Origin of the sequence: Sphaerisporangium krabiense (genome assembly GCF_014200435.1) — a bacterium.
Taxonomy (GTDB): Bacteria; Actinomycetota; Actinomycetes; order Streptosporangiales; family Streptosporangiaceae; genus Sphaerisporangium; species Sphaerisporangium krabiense.
In genome coordinates this window covers 802539-821870 of record NZ_JACHBR010000001.1, presented here as the reverse complement: position 1 = coordinate 821870, position 19332 = coordinate 802539, and the positions used below count along the sequence as shown (strand labels likewise).

At 72.0% G+C, this 19332-nt stretch carries 18 protein-coding genes; 13 read left to right on the top strand and 5 right to left on the bottom strand.

Going from position 1 to position 19332, the window contains the following annotated elements; all coding sequences use genetic code 11:
• Nucleotides 1-96 precede the first annotated feature (96 nt).
• Nucleotides 97-1209, top strand: coding sequence for a winged helix DNA-binding domain-containing protein (locus BJ981_RS03525; protein WP_184608286.1), 1113 nt, complete (start codon nt 97-99; stop codon nt 1207-1209).
• A 66-nt stretch (nt 1210-1275) separates the two neighbouring features.
• On the opposite strand, the gene BJ981_RS03520 is transcribed toward BJ981_RS03525, so the two are convergent.
• From BJ981_RS03520 to BJ981_RS03510, 3 genes are all read right to left on the bottom strand, one after another.
• Nucleotides 1276-2514, bottom strand: a complete 1239-nt coding sequence (locus BJ981_RS03520) for a monooxygenase (protein WP_184608285.1) — start codon at nt 2512-2514, stop codon at nt 1276-1278.
• Between the two features lie 216 nt (nt 2515-2730).
• Nucleotides 2731-5046, bottom strand: a complete 2316-nt coding sequence (locus BJ981_RS03515; protein ID WP_184608284.1) for a HelD family protein — start codon at nt 5044-5046, stop codon at nt 2731-2733.
• 154 nt (nt 5047-5200) lie between these two features.
• Nucleotides 5201-5572, bottom strand: a complete 372-nt coding sequence (locus BJ981_RS03510) for an STAS domain-containing protein (RefSeq protein WP_184608283.1) — start codon at nt 5570-5572, stop codon at nt 5201-5203.
• Between the two features lie 140 nt (nt 5573-5712).
• On the opposite strand from BJ981_RS03510, the gene BJ981_RS03505 reads away from it, so the two are divergent.
• From BJ981_RS03505 to BJ981_RS03465, 9 genes are all read left to right on the top strand, one after another.
• Complete coding sequence (locus BJ981_RS03505; RefSeq protein WP_184608282.1) at nt 5713-7545, top strand: glycosyltransferase family 2 protein; 1833 nt, start codon at nt 5713-5715, stop codon at nt 7543-7545.
• 96 nt (nt 7546-7641) lie between these two features.
• The gene (locus tag BJ981_RS03500; protein WP_184608281.1) at nt 7642-8682 is read left to right on the top strand and encodes an energy-coupling factor ABC transporter permease; all 1041 of its coding nucleotides are present in this window, start codon (nt 7642-7644) and stop codon (nt 8680-8682) included.
• On the top strand, nt 8682-9446 hold the full coding sequence (gene cbiQ / locus BJ981_RS03495) for a cobalt ECF transporter T component CbiQ (RefSeq protein ID WP_184608280.1): 765 nt from the start codon (nt 8682-8684) through the stop codon (nt 9444-9446). The genes BJ981_RS03500 and cbiQ overlap by 1 nt, the downstream gene beginning before the upstream one ends.
• A gap of 2 nt (nt 9447-9448) precedes the next feature.
• The gene (locus BJ981_RS03490) at nt 9449-10192 is read left to right on the top strand and encodes an energy-coupling factor ABC transporter ATP-binding protein (protein ID WP_184615569.1); all 744 of its coding nucleotides are present in this window, start codon (nt 9449-9451) and stop codon (nt 10190-10192) included.
• A gap of 141 nt (nt 10193-10333) precedes the next feature.
• Nucleotides 10334-10675: an STAS domain-containing protein gene (locus tag BJ981_RS03485; RefSeq protein ID WP_184608279.1), complete on the top strand. Its 342-nt coding sequence runs from the start codon at nt 10334-10336 to the stop codon at nt 10673-10675.
• A 47-nt stretch (nt 10676-10722) separates the two neighbouring features.
• Complete coding sequence (locus tag BJ981_RS03480) at nt 10723-11496, top strand: SDR family NAD(P)-dependent oxidoreductase (protein WP_184608278.1); 774 nt, start codon at nt 10723-10725, stop codon at nt 11494-11496.
• An 18-nt stretch (nt 11497-11514) separates the two neighbouring features.
• Complete coding sequence (locus BJ981_RS03475; RefSeq protein ID WP_184608277.1) at nt 11515-12279, top strand: crotonase/enoyl-CoA hydratase family protein; 765 nt, start codon at nt 11515-11517, stop codon at nt 12277-12279.
• 171 nt (nt 12280-12450) lie between these two features.
• Entirely contained in the window at nt 12451-13107 is a 657-nt protein-coding gene (locus BJ981_RS03470; RefSeq protein ID WP_184608276.1) for a rhomboid family intramembrane serine protease, read from the top strand.
• A gap of 93 nt (nt 13108-13200) precedes the next feature.
• Entirely contained in the window at nt 13201-13617 is a 417-nt protein-coding gene (locus BJ981_RS03465; protein WP_184608275.1) for a BlaI/MecI/CopY family transcriptional regulator, read from the top strand.
• A 56-nt stretch (nt 13618-13673) separates the two neighbouring features.
• On the opposite strand, the gene serC is transcribed toward BJ981_RS03465, so the two are convergent.
• Entirely contained in the window at nt 13674-14786 is a 1113-nt protein-coding gene (gene serC / locus BJ981_RS03460; RefSeq protein WP_184608274.1) for a phosphoserine transaminase, read from the bottom strand.
• A 272-nt stretch (nt 14787-15058) separates the two neighbouring features.
• Nucleotides 15059-16165: a citrate synthase 2 gene (locus BJ981_RS03455; protein ID WP_184608273.1), complete on the bottom strand. Its 1107-nt coding sequence runs from the start codon at nt 16163-16165 to the stop codon at nt 15059-15061.
• A gap of 169 nt (nt 16166-16334) precedes the next feature.
• Here BJ981_RS03455 and pdxH point away from each other — a divergent pair, with 169 nt between their 5' ends.
• The 3 genes from pdxH (at nt 16335) to BJ981_RS03440 (ending at nt 19250) form a co-directional block, all read left to right on the top strand.
• On the top strand, nt 16335-16988 hold the full coding sequence (pdxH, locus tag BJ981_RS03450) for a pyridoxamine 5'-phosphate oxidase (RefSeq protein ID WP_184608272.1): 654 nt from the start codon (nt 16335-16337) through the stop codon (nt 16986-16988).
• Nucleotides 16989-17059: 71 nt separating this feature from the next.
• The gene (locus BJ981_RS03445) at nt 17060-18310 is read left to right on the top strand and encodes an MFS transporter (protein ID WP_184608271.1); all 1251 of its coding nucleotides are present in this window, start codon (nt 17060-17062) and stop codon (nt 18308-18310) included.
• A 235-nt stretch (nt 18311-18545) separates the two neighbouring features.
• Complete coding sequence (locus BJ981_RS03440) at nt 18546-19250, top strand: iron-dependent transcriptional repressor DtxR (protein ID WP_184608270.1); 705 nt, start codon at nt 18546-18548, stop codon at nt 19248-19250.
• Nucleotides 19251-19332 lie beyond the last annotated feature (82 nt).

Genomic DNA, 19332 nt, shown 5'->3' with positions numbered 1-19332 from the left:
CCGTGCGGCGGAGCCGTGAGCCGTCCGGTTGCAGGTGGTCTGTGTCGGTATCCTCGGCCGCGGGCGCCGCCGGCACACGAAATTGGGGGACTGACGATGAAGCTGACCTGGGACGCCGTTCTCGCCTGGCGCATGCGGCGGCAGTTCCTGGACCGCCCGCAGTCCACGTCCACCGAGCAGGTCGTTCGCAGGTTGTGCGGGGTCCAGAGCCAGGTGAGGTCCTACGCCGAACTCGCGGTGGCGGTGCGTTCGCCCACCCCGGTGAAGGACGCCGTCCAGCGGGGGATCGCCGCCAAGGAGCTGATGCGCACCTGGGCCATGCGCGGCACCCTGCACGCCCTGTCGACCCGCGACGCGCCCGCCTTCCTGTCGCTGCTGGCCTCGGCCCGCACCTGGGAGAAGGGGGCCTGGCAGCGGTCCTTCCTCGACGCGCCGCGCATGGCGCGGCTCGCCGACGCCGTCCGCGCCGAGCTGGACGGCGCCGTGCTCACCCGCGAGGAACTGGTCGCGGCCGTCGAGAGGCGGACCAAGGACGCCACCATCGGCGAGGCCGTGCGGTCCGGCTGGGGCACGGTGCTGAAGCCGCTGGCCTGGCTGGGCGATCTGTGCAACGGCGACGGCGAGGACGGCCGGGTGACGTTCACCAACCCGGCGACCCATCTTCCCGGCTGGCCGGGACTGCCCGAGCCGGACGCCGCCGCCCGGGTCGCCATCCCCGCCTACCTGTCGGCGTACGGCCCGGCCGGGCCGGACGCCTTCAACCGCTGGCTCGTGCGGGGCGCGCTGAAGAAGACCACCGTGCGCCGGTGGTTCGCCGACCTCGGCGACGTCCTCACCGAGGTCGACGTCGAGGGGGAGCGGCTCTGGGTCCGCACCGAGGACGCCGACTCGCTCGCCTCGGCCGCGCCCACCGACATGCTGCGCCTCCTGCCCGCCTTCGACCAGTACGTCCTCGGCGTCGGCACCGACGACACCCGCGTGATCCCGTCCGCGCACCGCAGGGAGGTCAGCAGGACCTCGGGGTGGATCTCGCCCGTCCTCGTCCACGCCGGCAAGGTGACCGGCGTGTGGGAGAACGACGAGGGAGCGCTCTCCGTGACCCTGTTCCCGGACGCCCCCAAGCCGGACACCACCGCGCTCGAAACCGAGGCGACCCACCTCGGCGCCCTGCTGAGCGGTGGAAAGCCGATCTCGATCGCGATCTCCTGACCGCCCGTGCCGCCCGCCGTGTGTCGGCGGGCGGCACGGCCCATCTGGGGATATGTCCGGTGGCGCTCAGCCCGCGCGGCGTCCCTCGGGGGACAGGATGAGCAGGCCGAGGCACATCTCGTCGCTGGTGCCGTCGCCCCACACCACGTACCGGGCGGGCTGGCCCTTCAGTGCCGGCAGGGTCTTGCGCAGGCCGGCGTCGTGGGTGCAGGTCACCCGCAGGTTGTCCTTGGGCTGGAGGGTGACGGGCTCGGGCAGCGGGCGGATCTGCTGGTCGTCGAAGTCATAGGCCGGGATGTCCAGCAGCGTCTTCGCCTTGGGCGTGTCCGGGTTCACCTCGACCTTGATCGAGCGTCCGAGCAGGTGCATGTGCCCGGCGACGGCGTAGACGGTCGCCTTGTTCTCGAAGTTCATGTCGCAGTGCTGGGTGGGCCCGGGAGTGAGCGGCTTGCCCTTGCCGCAGTACTGCGCGAGCTGGGCGACGTTCTCGCCGGCCTCCTGGCCGAAGCGGCTCGCGACGTCCTTGACGGCGGTGTCGCGGTCGCACAGGGGACCGGACTCCTCGCTCGTGCAGGGCAGCTCGATCGGGGCCTGGAGCAACCCGGTGATCAGCGGCTTGAGCTCGGCCTTGCCGTCGGTGAGCCGCAGCCGCATGCTCGACTGGTCGGACTGGTCCGCCTTGCCCTGCGAGGCGAGCAGGTTGTAGTGGATCTGCATCACGAGCATGCTGCCGGGCTGCAGCGGGTAGCCGACCTTCTGCTTGAGCAGCGTCTCGTTCGCGCCGGGCGCCCAGTGGCCGACCCAGCCGCCGCCGTCGACGCCCGAGTCGCCGAAGCAGGTCCACCCCTCGCCCGGCGTCTTCGCGTCGAGGTCGCGGGCCTGCTTCACCTTGTCGGGGTCGATGCGGAAGATGATGGCGTGGTGGACGAGGGAGGTGTTCTGCGGGAAGAACTGGCTGCCGGTCAGGAACGACCGCTCGGTGAGGCCGGGGTCGACGATGAAGCAGCGGTACTCGTCGGTCCCGCCGTTCGGCGCCACGGGCTTGTAGGGCTCGGCCAGCTTGACGTCGACGAAGCGCTCGGACTCGCGTAAGGGGGCCGGTGGCGGCGCGGAGAATGTGCCGCCGTGCCCGCCGTGGCCGCCGGCCGACGGCGTCTCGGCCTGCTGCGACGACGGGGCCGCGCTGCCCTGTGTCCCCGTGGTGGTGGCGTTGTTCCCTCCTCCGCATGACGCGACGAGAAGGGCGCCGGCGACGGCGAGCGCCACCCCGCCCACCCACCGCGCCGGCCGGGCCGCGTTGTTCATTGAGCCTCCTGATGTCCCCGTGAAGTTCCAGACGTTCGGGCGCGCGCATCGCGGATGCGCCGGCCGATCCTTTTCCAGCCTCGCCGCTCCGGGAGGCGCCCGGCATCCGTCCTGAGGTCGAAGCGGCTCATCCCGTGGGCTGAGCCGAGCCGGGACGTGTGCGGCCACGGTCGTAGACGAACGTGATGTTCGCCGCCAATGCCACCGAATGCGCCATCAATCACGCAGGCGCGCGAGCATGGGCGGCAGCTCGGTCTCGTGGACCACCGTCAGCCGCCGGGTGGCCCGGGTGATCGCGACGTACAGGTCCTGCCCGCCCTTGGGCCCCTGCGTCAGGATCTCGTCAGGCGCGACCACGATCACCGCGTCGAACTCCAGCCCCTTCGCCTGGGTCACGGTCAGCACCACCGACGGCGCGTCCAGCGCCTCGGCGCTCAGCGCGGACGCCGCCTCCGGCAGCAGGGCCGCGACCTCCGCGTGCCGGGCGTCCGGCGTCAGCACGCCCAGGCGGCCCGCGCCGTCCCCGGTCACCAGCGCCAGCTCCGCGCGCACCAGCTCCGGCAGCACCGTGGCCAGCTCCGGCCGGGCGGCGCGCACCGCGCGCGGCGGCGCCTCGCCGTCGCGCACGGAGATCGGCGGGGCCTGGCCGGGATCGACGGCCGCCAGCACGTCGGCGGCGACCGCCATGATCTCCGCGGGCGTCCGGTAGTTGACCAGGAGACGCGCCTCGCGCCAGCGGCCCTTCACGTACGGGTCGAGCACCTGCGCCCACGAGCGCGCGCCCGCCGCCGACCCGGTCTGGGCCACGTCGCCGACCACGGTCAGCGAGCGCGTGGGGACCCGGCGCATGACCGTGCGCCAGGCCATCGCCGACAGCTCCTGCGCCTCGTCCACGATCACGTGCCCGTACACCCACTCGCGGTCGCCCGCGGCCCGCTCGGCGGTGGTCAGGGTCGCGGCGTCGGACGGATTGCGCTCGGCGAGGGCGCGGGCGTCCATCACCTCGGTCAGCTCGTTGATCTCCAGTACGCCGCGCGCGTAGGCGCGTTCGTCGTCGCGGCGGCGGCGGTCCTCGCGGGCGGCGGCCTTGCGCGCGGCGTCGTCCTCGCCGAGCAGCTCGGCGGCCTCGTCGAGCAGCGGGACGTCGCCGGTCGTCCACGGCGAGCCCGCCGGGCGCAGCAACGCCCGCCGTTCCCGCGGCGAGAGCAGCGGCTCGCCGTCCGGGCCCGAGGAGGCCGCGCGCAGCAGCGCGGGGTCGGACAGCAGCTCCGCCACCAGCCGCTGCGGCGTGAGCAGCGGCCACAGCGCGTCCAGCGCCTCCCGCACCTCGGGACGGCTCCACAGCGTGGCCCGCGCGTACCGCAGGTCCTCCTCGTCCATCGGCAGGTCGAGCTGCCGCGCCTCGTCGAGCGCCAGCGCCGTCAGCGCGGAGTCGACGAACAGCTTCCGCGCGATGTTGTGCGGGTTGCGGACGGCGCGGGCGCGGTCGCGGGCCCGCACGCAGGTGGCGTGGTCCACCCGCAGCGGCATCCGTTCCACGACGACCTCGACCCCGTCGCGCACCGAGGTGCGCACGTCGATCATGACGGTCAGGTCGCCCTCCGGCACGCGCTGCCGGTCGCGCACGGCGGCCCTGACCACCTCGGCCATCCGCGCGCCGCCCTTCACCACCGCCGCCTCCGGGGAGTCGTGCGCGGTGGCCCGCACGCCGGGGAACAGCTCGCCGACCGTCGTGAGGACGACGTCGGTCTCGCCGAGCGAGGGCAGCACCTGGCCGATGTAGCGCAGGAACAGGGTGTTCGGCCCGACCACCAGCACGCCGCGGCGCTCCAGGGTCTCGCGGTGGGTGTACAGGAGGTAGGCGGCGCGGTGCAGGGCCGCGACCGTCTTGCCCGTGCCGGGCGCGCCCTGGACGACCAGCACCCCGGGCAGTCCCGACCGGATGACCCGGTCCTGCTCGGCCTGGATGGTGGCCACCACGTCGCCCATGCGCCCGGTGCGCCCGCGCCGCAGCGCCGCCAGGAGCGCGGCCTCGCCGACCAGCGCGCGCCGCTCGGGCTCGCTCATGCGGGCGAGGTCGAACACCTCGTCGTCGAGGTGGACGACCGTGCGCCCCCGGGTGTGCAGGTGCCGGCGGCGCACCAGCGGGCCGGGGTCGCTCGGCGTCGCGGTGTAGAACGGGCGCGCGGCCGGGGCGCGCCAGTCGATGAGCACGAGCTCGTCGCGGGCGTCGCGCAGGGACGCCCTGCCGATGTAGTACCTCTCGCCGCCGGTGTCGTCGATCCTGCCGAAGCACAGCCCGCGCTCGATGGAGGAGAGCCGGGAGACCTGCCGCGCGTGCTCGGCCGCGGACACGTCACGCTCCAGCCGCGCCTGGTGCGTGCCCCCTTCCGTGCCGCGTCCGTGCTCGCCGCGCAGCGACGCCTCGGCGCGTTCGCGGGTCGCGTCCAGGCGGTCGTACAGCATGGAGACGTAGGACTGCTCCGCGCGCAGCGCCTCGGCGCGGGCGGATTCGGATGCACGATGCTCCATCGGTGTGGTATACTCCTTATGGGCAGGGTGTACGGCTCATCGCGAGGAGATGCTCAACCGAGCGAGCGTAACAGCCCCCGCTCCCGCCCGCACTCCTCTTACCGCACCGCTCCCCGCTGGAGCGGTCCATCCGGATCCGTCCGGCCGTCCCGGATCAGGCGGCCTCAAGCCACCTGACCGCCTCGTCCGCCGTCTCGAACGTGGCGAAGTGCCGGTCCAGATTCGTGATCGTCAGAAGCCTCGAGATCATTCCCGGGGTCACCACCAGGGCGAGCGTGCCCCCCGTCTCGCGAACCCTGTTCAGCGTGCTCACCAGCAGGCCCAGGCCGAGCGAGTCGCAGAACGCCGTCGCGGACAGGTCCAGCACCATGCGCGGTGGCCGCCTGGCCTTCAACGCCACGTCCAGTTCGGCGCGCAACCGCGGGACGGCGTTCATGTCGAGCTCGCCGGCGACCTCGACCACCGTGCACGTTCCCTGGCGCCTCTGCTGGATCTCCAGTCCTCTTTCGCGCGCCGGATACGCCATGTCATCACCTCCGTTGCACAGTCGTTACCCTGACGAAAAGGCAATAAGCCCACAAAGGCAAATATCCGGGTAGGCCAGGTGGTGCCATCGCGGATGATTGCCCTTCATCGCACGGGTCGGCGGTTACATAATGAATCGCAATGAAGACGGAAAGTGACCGGCCTGTCGACGTGAGCATCGTGGTGCCCGTCCACAACTGCCGCCCCTATCTCGACCGCTGCCTCGCCTCGCTGCTGAAGCAGGCCGTCAGCAAGGAGATCGTCATCGTCGATGACGGGTCCACCGACGGCAGCCGCGACCTCCTCGCCGACTACGCGGCGAGGTTCCCCGAGATCCGGCTCTACCACCAGCCCGCCTCCGGAGGCGCCGCCCGCCCCCGCAACCGCGCCATCGCCCACTCCAGCGGCCGCTACGTCTTCTTCTGCGACGCCGACGACCATCTCGGCCCCGAGGCGCTGCCGCGCATGCTCGCCATGGCCGACCGCAACGGCTCCGACATCGTCCTCGGCAAGATCGTCGGGCACGGCCGCCGCGTGCCGTCCTCGATGTTCCGCGAGAACCGCGACCGCGCGCCGCTCGGCGAGACCACCGTCTACAACGTCCTGACCTGTTTCAAGCTCTTCCGCCGCGAGATGCTCACGCGCAACCACATCCGCTTCGACGAGTCGCTGCGCGTCGGCGAGGACATCGTGTTCTCCGTCCACGCTTACTGCCACGCCGAGACCATCTCCGTGGTCGCCGACCACGACTGCTACCACCTCGTGGCCCGCCCGGACGGCACCAGCGTCATGCAGGAGCCGGGCAGCCGCGACCCGCTGTCCTGGCTGCGCATGATCCGCACGCCCGTCGAGCTGATGATGCGCCACGTCCCCGCGGGCCCCCTGCGCGACCATCTGCTGCGCAGGCACTTCCGCTTCGACATCCTGGCCCAGCTCGCCGCCCCGCTGCTGTCGCTGGACGCCGCCGCGCGGCACGCCGTGATCCGCGAGGTGGCCGACATGTGCGCCGGCTGGCTCACCGACGGCGCCCTGGAGCGGCTGCGCCCGATCGACCGCCTGCGCATCGCCGCCCTCGGCGACCCCGAGCGGCTGGTCCGCATCGCCCAGGTCGAGACGGCCGGCCTGCGCCACCACCTGACCGGGCTCGCCTGGGCCGGCGACCGGCTGGAGGTCTCCGGCCGGGCCGCGCTCACCGGCTCCTGGAACGGCGTCGCGGTCGGCCTGCTCCTGCGCGAACGCTTCACCGCCGCCGAGCGGCGCGTCCCGGTGACCTCCGTGGCCGACGTCTTCGCGGGCGGCGTGCAGGTCTCGCGCCTTCCCCCGGGGGTGTGGGACGTCCACGTCGTGGTCGCCTGCGAGGGCGTGCGCCGGGTGGCGCGGTTCGGCGCGCGCCGCGACCCCGGGATCGCCCGCCCTGCCCCCCGGCTGGTGAACGCCGTCGCGGCGCCGTACTTCACCCGTCAGTACGGCAACCTCAGCATCGACGTCGGCGGCCACGTCGTCACGGTGCGGGGAGCGGCGCGCCTGGCCCGCCTCACCTGGGGCGGCAAGGGCGTGCTCACCGTCGAGGGCACGGTCAGCGTCGGGGCGGGGTGCCCGGCGGCGCGGTGCGTGCGCCATCTGGTGTGGCGCGAACGCTCCTCGGGCCACGAGCGCAGGGCGCCGGCCTCCGCGGTGGGCGAGGCCGCCTTCACCGCCACGGCCACGCTCGACGCCCCCGGCGTCTGGGAGGCCGACCTGGAGCTGACCCTCGGCGGGCCGCCGGTGCGCTACCCGGTGCAGATCGCCGAGGCCGAGCCTGGCAGGCTGGGCGCCGGCGCGGTGTGGTGGCGCGGGCGGCGGCGGTGGACGGCGCGGCCGAGGGCCTCCAAGGTGCGTCGCCGCCTGGTGGTGACGGTGCTGGCGACCGGCCCGCGCGCCGTCGTGCGCCGGTCCATGCGCATGGGCCGCCGCCGGGCGCGCACCGAGCGTTGAGGGGACGTTCACGTCACCGCCCTTAATGCCAGTCTTTTGCAAATACAACCCATCGGCATAGAGTTGGGCGGTCCGAACCATCGCCGGAGGCTCCACGTGCACGTACCTGACGGTTTCTTCGACGCAGCGGTGTCCATCGGGGCCGGAGCCTTCGCCGTGGCGGGGCTCGGCGTCTGCCTGCGCGGCGCGCGCCGCGAGCTGGACGACCGCACCGCCCCCATGGCCGGCCTCGTGGCGGCGTTCATCTTCGCCGTCCAGATGCTCAACTTCCCCGTCGCCGCCGGCACCAGCGGTCACCTCCTCGGGGGCGCCCTCGCCGCCGTGCTCGTCGGGCCGTACACCGCCGTGCTCTGCGTCGCCGTCGTCCTGCTCGTCCAGGGCTTCTTCTTCGCGGACGGCGGCCTGACGGCCCTGGGCGTCAACATCTCGCTGATGGCGATCGTGACGGCCGTCGTGGGATGGGCGGTGTTCCGCCTGGTCGCCCGCGCCCTGCCGCGCGGGCGCGCCGCGGTCCCCGTCGCCGCGTTCGCCGGGGCCCTGGTCTCGGTCCCCGCCTCCGCGCTGGTGTTCACGCTGCTGTTCTGGATCGGCGGCACCGCGCCGATCGACGTGTCCTCGGTCGCGGTCGCCATGGGCGGCGTGCACGTCCTCATCGGCATCGGCGAGGGTCTGATCACGGCGCTGACGGTGAGCAGCGTGCTGGCCGTGCGCCCCGACCTCGTGTACGGCGCGCGGGGCCTCACCGCGCCGCTGAGGCTGCGCAGGGACGGCGTCGAGACCGAGGTCGCCCCCGAGCCCGCGCCCGCGCCGGCCCGGAGCCCGCGCCCTCTGCTGGTCGGCGGCGCGCTGGTGGCCGTCCTGCTCGCCGGGGTGGTCTCCTTCTACGCCTCCAGCAGCCCCGACGGCCTGGAGAAGGTCGCCGGCGACAAGGGCCTGAACGCCCAGGAGCGCGACCACGCCCTCGGCGACTCGCCGCTGGCCGACTACGGCGTCAAGGGCGTCGGCAACGAGCGCCTGGCCGTCGGCGTCGCCGGCGTGGCCGGGGTGGGCATCACGGTGCTGGCCGGAGGAGCGATCTTCTACGGGGTCCGCCGCCGCGCCCGCCACGGCGAGAGCGTCGTGCGAACGGGCGCGTAGTGGGCGCCGGGCACCACCACCAGCTCTACCGGCCGGGGGACACGGTGGTCCACCGCCTGCCCCCGCAGTGCAAGCTGCCCGCCGTGGCCGCGTTCGCCGTCGTCGTGGTCGCCACCCCGAGGGACGCCTTCTGGGCCTTCGGGGTGTACGCCCTGCTGCTGGCGGCGGTGGCGGCCCTGGCCCGCGTGCCCGCGGGGTTCGTGCTGCGGCGCATGGTGATCGAGGTGCCGTTCGTGGTCTTCGCGGTCGCGCTGCCGGTCATCGGGCTGGGGGAGCGCGTCGAGGTCCTCGGCCTGTCGCTCAGCGCCGAGGGGCTCTGGGCGGCGTGGAACATCCTGGCCAAGGCGACGCTCGGCGTCGTCGCCAGCATCCTGCTCGCCGCCACGACCGAGCCGCGCATGATGCTGCTCGGCGCGCGGCGGCTCCGGCTGCCCCCCTTGCTCGTGCAGATCGCGATGTTCATGCTGCGCTACATGGACGTCATCCTGGACGAGATGCGCCGCATGCGCGTCGCCCGCGAGTCGCGCGGCTTCGCGGCCCGCGACGTCCGCCAGCTCCCCGTGCTGGCCAAGTCGGCGGGCGCGCTGTTCATCCGCTCCTACGAGCGGGGGGAGCGGGTGCACCTGGCCATGCTCAGCAGGGGGTACAACGGGTCCATGCCCATCATCGACGACATCGCGGCCCCGGCGGCGAGCTGGGCCGTCGCCGCCGCCCTCCCGGCGGCCGCGCTGGTCACGGCCGCGCTCTCCTGGAGCCTCGCGTGACCGTGCCCCCGTCGCTGCGGGTCGGCGAGCTCGCCTACGCCTACCCCGACGGCACCCAGGCGCTGTTCGGCGTCGATCTCACCATCGGGCGCGGCGAGCGGGTGGCGCTGCTCGGCCCGAACGGCGCGGGGAAGACCACGCTGGTCATGCACCTCAACGGCATCCTGACCGCCGGGCACGGGACCGTCGAGGTCGCCGGCCTGCCGGTACGCAAGGACACCTTGCCCGAGATCCGCCGCAGGGTCGGGCTGGTGTTCCAGGATCCCGACGACCAGTTGTTCATGCCCACGGTGCGCGAGGACGTGGCGTTCGGCCCGGCCAACCTCGGCGTGCGCGGCGCCGAGCTGGAGCTGCGGGTCAAGGAGGCCCTGGAACAGGTCGGGCTGCCCGACATCGCCGACCGGCCGCCGCACCACCTGTCCTTCGGGCAGCGCCGCCGGGTGGCGGTGGCCACGGTGCTGGCCATGCGGCCGGAGATCCTCGTGCTGGACGAGCCGTCCTCCAACCTCGACCCGGCCTCGCGCCGCGAGCTGGCGCAGATCCTGCGGTCCCTGGACGTCACGGTGCTGATGGTCACGCACGACCTGCCGTACGCCCTGGAGCTGTGCGAACGCTCGCTCATCCTGTCCGGAGGCGTGATCGCGGCCGACGGCCCCACCCGCGAGATCCTCGCCGACGACGCCCTGCTCGCCGCGCACCGCCTGGAGCTGCCGTTCGGCTTCGCGGTGGCCGACCGCCCCGCCTGAGCCGGTGACGCCCGGCCTCGCGCGTCCGCACGCGAAGGCCGGCGGCTCCCGCGTCGGTGGCCGCCGATTTCGGCGATCTCACGCGGCGTGACCGCCGTCCCCGTCTCCGCGAAGTAAAGTGGGCCCGCGGAGGAGGTTCCTATGAAATTGCGGCTCGCGCGACGCGTGTACGCCGATGCCGTCGTGGTCGCGGTCGAAGGCGAGCTGGATCTTTTCACGGCGCCGTTCCTGCGCGACGAGGTGCGCGAGGCCATCCTGCAGGACGCCAACCGCCTCGTCCTCGACCTCGACAAGCTGTCGTTCATGGATTCGAGCGGCCTGTCGGTGCTGATCGAGGCGTGGCGCCTCGCGACCGGCGAGGGCGGCGGCGTCTCCCTGGCCGCCCCGCAGCCTCCGGTGGCGCGCATCTTACGGACGACCGGCCTCGACCGCCGCATCAAGGTGTACGCCGACGTCGACGCCGCGATCTCCGGCGAGATTTGAGCCACCCGTAGTAGAACTTCATTCGGGTGCCCGTTAGGGTCCACGATATGGACCTGAACGGAGCAGCAGCAATCATCTCAGGCGGTGCCAGCGGCCTCGGTGAGGCCACGGCTCGCGAACTGGCGCGCATCGGCGCCACGGTCGTCATCGCCGACGTCAACGCCGAGCGCGGCAAGGCGATCGCCGACGAGCTCGGCGGGGTCTTCGCGCACACCGACGTCTCCGACGAGACCTCGGTCCAGGCGGCGGTGGACGCCGCCGTGGCGACGGGCAGGCCCCTGCGCGGTGTGATCAACAGCGCCGGCATCGGCTGGGCGGCCCGCACGGTGGCCCGCGACGGCGCGCCGCACGATCTGGCCGCCTACCGGCGCGTGATCGACATCAACCTGATCGGCACGTTCAACCTCATGCGGATCGGCGCCGCCGCGATCGCCAAGACCGACCCGGTGGACGAGGACGGTCAGCGCGGCGTCGTCGTCAACACCGCCTCGGTGGCGGGCATCGAGGGACAGACCGGCCAGGTCGCCTACTCCGCCTCCAAGGGCGGCATCATCGGCATGACCCTGCCCGCCGCGCGCGACCTGGCCGCGATCGGCGTCCGGGTGCTGACGATCTGCCCCGGCATCATCGACACCCCGATCTACGGGAGCGGCCCGGAGGCCGAGGCGTTCAAGGCCAAGCTGTCCGCGCCGGTCCCCTTCCCCAAGCGCATGGGCCGCGCGTCGGAGTTCGCGCGGCTCGTCCGCTCGCTGGTCGAGAACGACTACATGAACGGCGAGGTCATCCGCTTCGACGGCGGCATCCGCTTCCAGCCCAAGTGACCCCAGCGGAGGTGCAGGATGTCCGACGAGGTTCTCGTCGAGGTGGACGGCGGCGTCGCCGTCATCACCATCAACAGGCCCGAGGTCAGGAACGCCATCAACGGGGCGGTCGCGCGCGGCGTGGCGGCGGCGCTGGACGAGCTGGAGGAGCGCAAGGACGTCTCGGTGTACGTCCTGACCGGGGCGGGCGGCAACTTCTCCGCGGGCATGGACCTGAAGGGTTTCCTGAGCGGTGACCTTCCCGTCGTCGAGGGGCGAGGGTTCGGCGGCATCACCGAGGGTCCGCCGAGGAAGCCCGTCGTCGCGGCCGTGGAGGGGTATGCGCTGGCCGGCGGGTTCGAGCTGGTGCTGTCCTGCGACATCGTCGTGGCGTCGCGGGAGGCCAGGTTCGGCCTGCCGGAGCCGAAGCGCGGCCTGGTGGCGGCCGCGGGCGGGATCATGCGGCTGCCCCGCCGCATCCCGTACCACATCGCCATGGAGATCGCCTTGACCGGCGACTTCTACCCGGCCGACCGGCTGCGCGAGCTGGGGCTGGTCAACCGGGTGACCCCGCCGGGGGAGGCGCTGGCGGCGGCCAGGGAGGTCGCGGAGAAGATCGCCGCGAACGCGCCGCTGGCGCTGCTGGCGACCAAGCGGATCGTGGTGGAGTCCGCCGACTGGCCGCGCGAGGAGATGTTCGCGCGGCAGGCGGCGATCAGCGGTCCGGTGTTCGGCTCCAAGGACGCCCAGGAGGGCGCGGCGGCGTTCGCGCAGAAGCGGGCGCCCCGGTGGACCGGAGAATGATCATCGAACGCTGAGTGATCTTTATCCGCATAAATGATCACCGTTCGGCGCATGTTGCCGCCTCAATGTGGGCAACATGCGCCTTTTTTGTGTCTCCCGCGAAATCGCGGGTTAAACCCGCATTGCGTACGGTAAAGGGAGAGTTGAGCGGGGCGGTACAAGAGGAGAGCGATGAACGACTACGCGACCGGGCTGACCCCGGAACGTACGTCCGGAGCGTCCGGGTACTCCGGGCAGGCGGTCAGACGGCGCGTGGGCAGCCTGGTCACGGGGGCGGCGGCCGCCGCCGTGGTCGTGGCCCTCCTCGTGGCGCTCGAATGGGCCGTCGAGATCGCCGACTACATCATGCCGATGGACCTCGACCGGCTCGGCATCGTCGCCCACGACGTCAACGGCCTCGGGGGCATCCTGATGGCCCCGTTCCTGCACGCGGGCTTCGGTCACCTCATGGCGAACACGTTGCCGCTCGCCATTCTGGGTTTCCTCGCGGCCCTGCGCGGTCTCGGCCGCTTCTTCGCCGCCAGCCTGATCATCATCCTGGTGAGCGGGCTCGGCGTCTGGTTCCTCAGCGCTCCGGGCGGGCTCACGGTCGGGGCCAGCGGCCTCGTATTCGGCTATTTCGGATATGTCGTGACGCGCGGGCTTTTCGATAGGCACATCCTCGACATCGCCCTCGGCCTCGGCGTCGCCCTCCTCTACTACTCCCTGATCTGGGGCGTGCTCCCCGGTCAGCCCGGCATCTCGTGGCAGGGTCACCTGTTCGGGCTGATCGGCGGCGTCCTCGCCGCCTGGACGCTCCGCAGGAGGAGGCGCGCGCTCCCGGCCTGACCCCCGCCGCCGTCCGGGAGGCCCGGCCGCGGCGGGCCAGAGCCTTCTCCGTTCGCCTGGCCGTGGACCCGGACGATTGGAGAGAATGGCGGCGTGAACAATCTGGGGTCCTTGGAGAGCGCCATCATGGAGGTGCTCTGGGATTCCCCGCACCCTTTGCTCGTCCGCGAGGTGCTGAGCCTGCTCAACGAGGGGGCGGAAAAGCCGCTCGCGTACACCACGGTCCAGACCGTCGCCGAGCGGCTGGCCAGGAAGGGCCTGGTGCGGCGCACCGCCGAGCGCAAGGCGTTCCGCTACTCCGCGAGCCGCACCCGTGACGAACACGTCACCGCCGTGATGCTGGAGGCCCTCGCCGCGAGCCCCGACCGGGCTCCCGTGCTGTCCTGCTTCGCCCGCAGCGTCGACCTGGACGACGCCCTGCGCCTCCTGGAGGAGCTCGCCCGGCGCACCGCCGGGCACGGCGACCTCGGGGGTGGCGGCCCCGGCTGGGTGCCGCCACCGTCCTCCTGAGAGCCCCGCGAGGCCCTCAGGAGCGCGACGCCCTCAGGGGCGCGACGGGCCGGGCGCTAGAGGCGCTCGACCACGTGGTCGACGCACGCCGTCAGCGCCTCGACGTCGTCGGGGTCGATGGACGGGAACATCGCGATGCGGAGCTGGTTGCGGCCGAGCTTGCGGTACGGCTCGGTGTCCACGATGCCGTTGGCGCGCAGGACCTTCGCCACCTCGGCGGCGTCCACCTCGCCGACGAAGTCGATCGTGCCGACGACGTTGGAGCGCTGCGCGGGGTCGGCCACGAACGGCGTGGTGTAGGACGTCTTCTCGGCCCAGGTGTAGAGCCGGGAGGCCGAGTCGGCCGTGCGCCCGGTGGTCCAGGCCAGGCCGCCGTTGCCGTTCATCCAGTCGAGCTGCTCGGCGAGCAGGAACAGCGTGGCCACGGCCGGAGTGTTGTAGGTCTGGTCCTTGGCCGAGTTGTCGATGGCCGTCGGCAGGCTGAAGAACTCGGGCACGTACCGGCCGCTCGCGGTGATCTCCTCGACCCGGGCCAGCGCGCGCGGAGAGAACAGCGCGATCCACAGGCCGCCGTCGGAGGCGAAGCTCTTCTGCGGGGCGAAGTAGTAGACGTCGAACTCGCCGGCCTCGACGGGCAGGCCGCCCGCGCCGGAGGTGGCGTCCACCAGCACCAGCGAGTCGTCGCCGCCGACCCGCTTGATCGGCATGGCGACGCCGGTCGAGGTCTCGTTGTGGGTGAGCGCGTAGACGTCGATCCCGGCCTCGGCCGAGGGCAGCGGGTGGCTTCCCGGCTCGGACTTGATCACCGACGGGTCGCCCAGCCACGGCGCCTTGGCCGCCACGGCGGCGAACTTCGAGGAGAACTCGCCGAAGTTCAGGTGCTGGGACCTCTCCTTGATCAGCCCGAACGCCGCGATGTCCCAGAACGCGGTGGTGCCGCCGTTGCCGAGCACGACCTCGTACCCCTCGGGGAGCGAGAACAGGTCGGTCAGGCCGTCGCGGACCCGGCGGACGAGGTTCTTGACCGGCTTCTGCCGGTGGGAGGTGCCCATGAGGCCCGCGCCGGCGGAGGCCAGGGCGGCGAGCTGCTCCGGACGTACTTTCGAAGGCCCACAGCCGAAACGGCCGTCCGCGGGCTTGAGGTCAGCGGGAATCTCGATGTCAGCCACCTGACCAAGGGTAGTGAGCCCGCCAGGTGGTCACGCCGAGGGTCCGGATCGTGAGATACGGGCGAGCCGCGGGCGAACGGCCAGGTGGGCGTGCCGTGGGTCCGCGCGGCACGCCCTGGGCCGGGATGGGCCGGGAACACGCTCAAGGCCCGCAACCGGGGGCTGCGGGCCTCGCACGGGGGTGTGTGCGCCGGTCCGGCGAGGGCCGGGACGGCGGGGGAGGGTCTGCTCGGGATCTGCCCGGAATCTGCTCGGAAGGGGAAGCGCGGGGGTCAGCTCTTGCCGACGACCTCGGCCGCGCCCGGCACGTCGTTGATCGAGCGCTGCGGCGGGCCGACGTAACGCGCGCTCGGCCGCACGAGGCGTCCGGTGCGCTTCTGCTCCAGGATGTGTGCGGCCCAGCCCGCGGTGCGCGCACAGGTGAACATGGAGGTGAACATGTGCGAAGGGACCTCGGCGAAGTCCAGCATGATCGCGGCCCAGAACTCCACGTTCGTCGCGAGGACGCGGTCGGGCTTGCGGGCGTGCAGCTCGGCCAGCGCGGCCTTTTCCAGCGCGCACGCCACCTCGTAGCGCGGCGCGTTGAGCTCCTGGGCGGTGCGGCGCAGCACGCGGGCCCGCGGGTCCTCGGCGCGGTACACCCGGTGGCCGAAGCCCATCAGGCGCTCGCCGGAGTCCAGGGCGTTCTTGACGTAGGTCTCCGCGTCGCCGATGCGCTCGACCTCCTCGATCATGTGCAGCACGCGCGCGGGCGCGCCGCCGTGCAGCGGGCCGGACATCGCGCCGACGGCGCCCGACAGCGCGGCGGCCACGTCGGCGCCGGTCGAGGCGATGACGCGGGCGGTGAACGTGGAGGCGTTCATGCCGTGCTCGGCGGCGGAGGTCCAGTAGGCGTCGATGGCCTTGACGTGCTTGGGGTCGGGCTCGCCGCGCCAGCGGATCATGAAGCGCTCGACGATCGTGTCGGCCTCGTCGACGCGGGACTGCGGAACCATGGGCAGGCCGAGCCCGCGGGCGGACTGGGCGACGAAGGACAGGGCGGTCACCGAGGCGCGCGCGAGATCGTCGCGGACCTGGTTCTCGTCGATGTCGAGAAGCTGGCGGAACCCGTAGGCCGGCGCCAGCATGGCGAGGGCGCTCTGGACGTCGACGCGGATGTCACCGGAGTGGACGGGGATCGGGTACGGCTCGGCCGGGGGCAGACCCGGCTTGAACTTGTTGTCCACGAGCAGGCCCCAGACGTTCCCGTAGGACACGCGGCCGACCAGCTCTTCGATGTCGACGCCCCGGTAGCGGAGGGCGCCCCCCTCTTTGTCCGGTTCCGCGATCTCGGTCTCGAACGCTACGACGCCTTCCAACCCGGGTTTGAAGTCGGACATTCGCGGCCGCCTCCCTTTCTTGAAGTCAAAGCCTTGATGTCGAGATACCGGCGGGTCATATTCAACCCCCTCCGCGGCGGCGATCTGTCGTGGGGGCCTTGCGAAACGCGATCCCGCTGGTAGGGGGCACCGCGCGCTCGCGGCGCCGGACGCGGAAGAATACCGGTCTGTGGATGCCGCATCGAGCCCGCCGTACTTCTCCGGGCTTCGCCGTACATACGAAGGTCGTCCTCTGAACGAGAGCGACATGGCCCCCGATCCGGTCACGCAGTTCGCGTCGTGGTTCGCCGACGCCGTCGAGGCCGGGCTGCCCGAGCCGAACGCCATGGTGCTGGCCACCTCCTCCGCGGGAGGCCTTCCCACTGCCAGGACGGTCCTGCTCAAGGGGTACGACCAGCAGGGGTTCGTCTTCTACACCAACTACGAGTCACGCAAGGGCCGCGACCTCGCCGAGAACCCGCGCGCATGCCTGTTGTTCCCCTGGCACCCCCTGCGCCGGCAGGTGCGCGTCGAGGGAAAAGTCACAAAATTGCCGCGCGAGGATTCCGCCGCTTATTTCCACTCCCGGCCGTACGGCTCGCGCGTCGGGGCCTGGGCCTCGCGTCAGTCGGCGGTCGTCCGGTCACGGGAGGAGCTGGACGCCCGGTTCCGCGAGCTGGCCGAGCGCTGGCCCGAGGACCCGCCCGTGCCCGACTTCTGGGGCGGGTTCCGCGTGGTCCCCACGGAGGTCGAGTTCTGGCAGGGGCAGATCGACCGCATGCACGACCGGCTCCGCTACCGGCGCACCAAGGCGGGGTGGACCCTGGAACGGCTCGCCCCCTGACCCGGTCATCCCACCCATCTGAGTAGAGTGCCCGGAGATGTTGGCTTGTTTCCGGTTCGGCGGGGTGGGCAATGGCGGGGGTCGTCCAGGCAGGACTCAAGCGGATCGCCGTCGATACCCGGCCCATGGGCCGGCCGGCGTATCGGCGGCTGCTGCTCGGGCAGGGCGTCTCCTTCATCGGCTTCCAGCTCACCTCGGTCGCGGTCAGCGCCCAGGTGTTCGACATCACCGGGTCCTCGCTGTGGGTGGGCCTGCTCGGCCCGGCCAACCTCGTCCCGCTCGTGGTGTTCGGCCTGTGGGGCGGCGCCGTCGCCGACGCGGTCGACCGTCGTAAGCTCCTGCTCACCGGCTCGGTCGTCGCCTGGCTCGCCACCCTCGCCCTGCTGGTGCAGGCCGCGGCGGGCTGGGGCAACGTCTACGTCATCCTCGCCGCCACGGCCGTCCAGGCCACCGGCTTCGCCGTCACCTCGCCCACCCGCGGCGCGATCATCCCGAGGCTCGTCCCCTTGGAGCACGTCGCCGCGGCCAACACCCTCAACTACCTGGTCAGCAGCATCGGCTCGGTGGTCGGCCCCCTGCTCGCCGGCCTCGTGCTCGCCCAGGGCGGGTACGGGACGGCCTACCTGATCGACGCGGTCCTGTTCGGCGCCGGGTTCTACGCGGCGGTGCGGCTGCCGGCCCTGGAGCCGCTCGGCGCCGTGTCCCGGCCCGGACTGCGCTCGGTCACCGACGGCCTGCGCTACATCGCCAGGCAGCCGATCGTCATGATGTCCTTCGCCGTCGACATCATCGCCATGGCCTTCGCCATGCCGCGGGCGCTGTTCCCCGAGATGGCGGCCGAGCGGTTCGGCGGGTCCGCCGTCGCGTTCGGCTGGCTCTCGGCGAGCCTGGCCATCGGCGCGGTCGCGGCCGGCCTGATGTCCGGGTGGGTCGGGCGCATCCACCGCCAGGGCGTGGCGCTCACCGTGGCCATCGCGTTGTGGGGCCTGACCGTCGCCGCCGCGGCCTTCGCGGGGCCGCTCTGGCTGATCGTGCTCCTGCTCGCCGTCTCGGGCGGCATCGACATGGTGTCGGCGGTGTGGCGGCAGACGATCCTGCAGACCTACGCCCCCGACGAGATGCGCGGGCGCATGCAGGGCGTGTTCATGGTCGTCGTCGCCGGCGGGCCGAGGCTCGGAGACCTGAGGGCCGGCGCGACGTCGAGCGCGGTCGGTCTCGTGCCCGCCTGGGCGGGCGGCGGATTCCTGTGCGCGCTGCTCGTCGTGATCACCGGATTGGCCGTGCGGTCCTTCTGGAAATACGACACGCGCCAGAAGCGTTGACGCACCCGCGAGACCCGGCCGCGGAGCCCCGCACAGCCGCACGACGCGGGGCGTGGCGCCTGAGATGATGGTGAGGAACGATCACGTTCCCCATCTCGGACCGTTCTGTCAGTCGGTCTGCGTAAGCTCTGTTCCTACACGGATCTCCGCTTCCGAAACGGCGCACGGCCAAATCACGGATGGCTGTAACCCCAGGAAGCCGGACGTAGCATCGGAAATGTGAGGGGAGGACGCCTTGACCGCACACGGCCTCATCGACACGACCGAGATGTATCTCCGCACCATCTACGAGTTGGAGGAAGAGGGAATCACCCCTCTCCGTGCACGTATCGCCGAACGGTTGCAGCAGAGCGGCCCGACGGTGAGCCAGACGGTGGCCCGCATGGAACGTGACGGCCTGGTCAAGGTCGAGGGCGACCGCCACCTCGCCATGACCGATCTCGGCCGTGCCCTCGCCACCCGCGTGATGCGCAAGCACCGCCTGGCCGAGTGTCTCCTCACCCAGGTAATCGGTCTCCCCTGGGAAGAGGTCCACATCGAGGCGTGCCGGTGGGAGCACGTCATGTCCGAGTCGGTCGAGACCCGTCTCGTCGCCCTGCTCGGCAACCCCACGGTCTGCCCGCACGGCAACCCCATTCCCGGCCTCGACGAGCTCGGCGTCGCGAAGGTCGCGCCTTCCGCCGACGAGATGATCTCGGCCATGGTCGCCGCCGCGGGGCCCGCCGATACGCCGGTGGTCGTGCGCCGAATTAGCGAACAAGTGCAAAGTGATCCCGTCGTGATGCTTAAACTCAAGCAAGTTGGGATACAACCCGGACGCGAGGTGACGCTCGCGGCGAGCGACGACGGTGTACGGGTGACAGGTGACGATGAGGCGGACAACACTCCCGCGGATCTCCCGCGCGATGTCGCCGCGCACGTCTTCGTCTCCAGACGCTGATCTTTCAGGGCGTGTTCGGTTGGTTCCCGAGAGAAAGTTCCCCCTTTCCATGTCAGGCAACCCGGTTTTCCCGGGGCTCGTG

Bases quoted from the DNA above. Each gene is read 5' to 3' on its own strand.
- BJ981_RS03525 (WP_184608286.1), top strand. From the start codon at position 97: ATGAAGCTGACCTGGGACGCCGTTCTCGCCTGGCGCATGCGGCGGCAG.
- BJ981_RS03520 (WP_184608285.1), bottom strand. From the start codon at position 2,514: ATGAACAACGCGGCCCGGCCGGCGCGGTGGGTGGGCGGGGTGGCGCTC.
- BJ981_RS03515 (WP_184608284.1), bottom strand. From the start codon at position 5,046: ATGGAGCATCGTGCATCCGAATCCGCCCGCGCCGAGGCGCTGCGCGCG.
- BJ981_RS03510 (WP_184608283.1), bottom strand. From the start codon at position 5,572: ATGGCGTATCCGGCGCGCGAAAGAGGACTGGAGATCCAGCAGAGGCGC.
- BJ981_RS03505 (WP_184608282.1), top strand. From the start codon at position 5,713: ATGAAGACGGAAAGTGACCGGCCTGTCGACGTGAGCATCGTGGTGCCC.
- BJ981_RS03485 (WP_184608279.1), top strand. From the start codon at position 10,334: ATGAAATTGCGGCTCGCGCGACGCGTGTACGCCGATGCCGTCGTGGTC.
- BJ981_RS03480 (WP_184608278.1), top strand. From the start codon at position 10,723: ATGGACCTGAACGGAGCAGCAGCAATCATCTCAGGCGGTGCCAGCGGC.
- BJ981_RS03475 (WP_184608277.1), top strand. From the start codon at position 11,515: ATGTCCGACGAGGTTCTCGTCGAGGTGGACGGCGGCGTCGCCGTCATC.
- BJ981_RS03470 (WP_184608276.1), top strand. From the start codon at position 12,451: ATGAACGACTACGCGACCGGGCTGACCCCGGAACGTACGTCCGGAGCG.
- BJ981_RS03455 (WP_184608273.1), bottom strand. From the start codon at position 16,165: ATGTCCGACTTCAAACCCGGGTTGGAAGGCGTCGTAGCGTTCGAGACC.
- BJ981_RS03445 (WP_184608271.1), top strand. From the start codon at position 17,060: ATGGCGGGGGTCGTCCAGGCAGGACTCAAGCGGATCGCCGTCGATACC.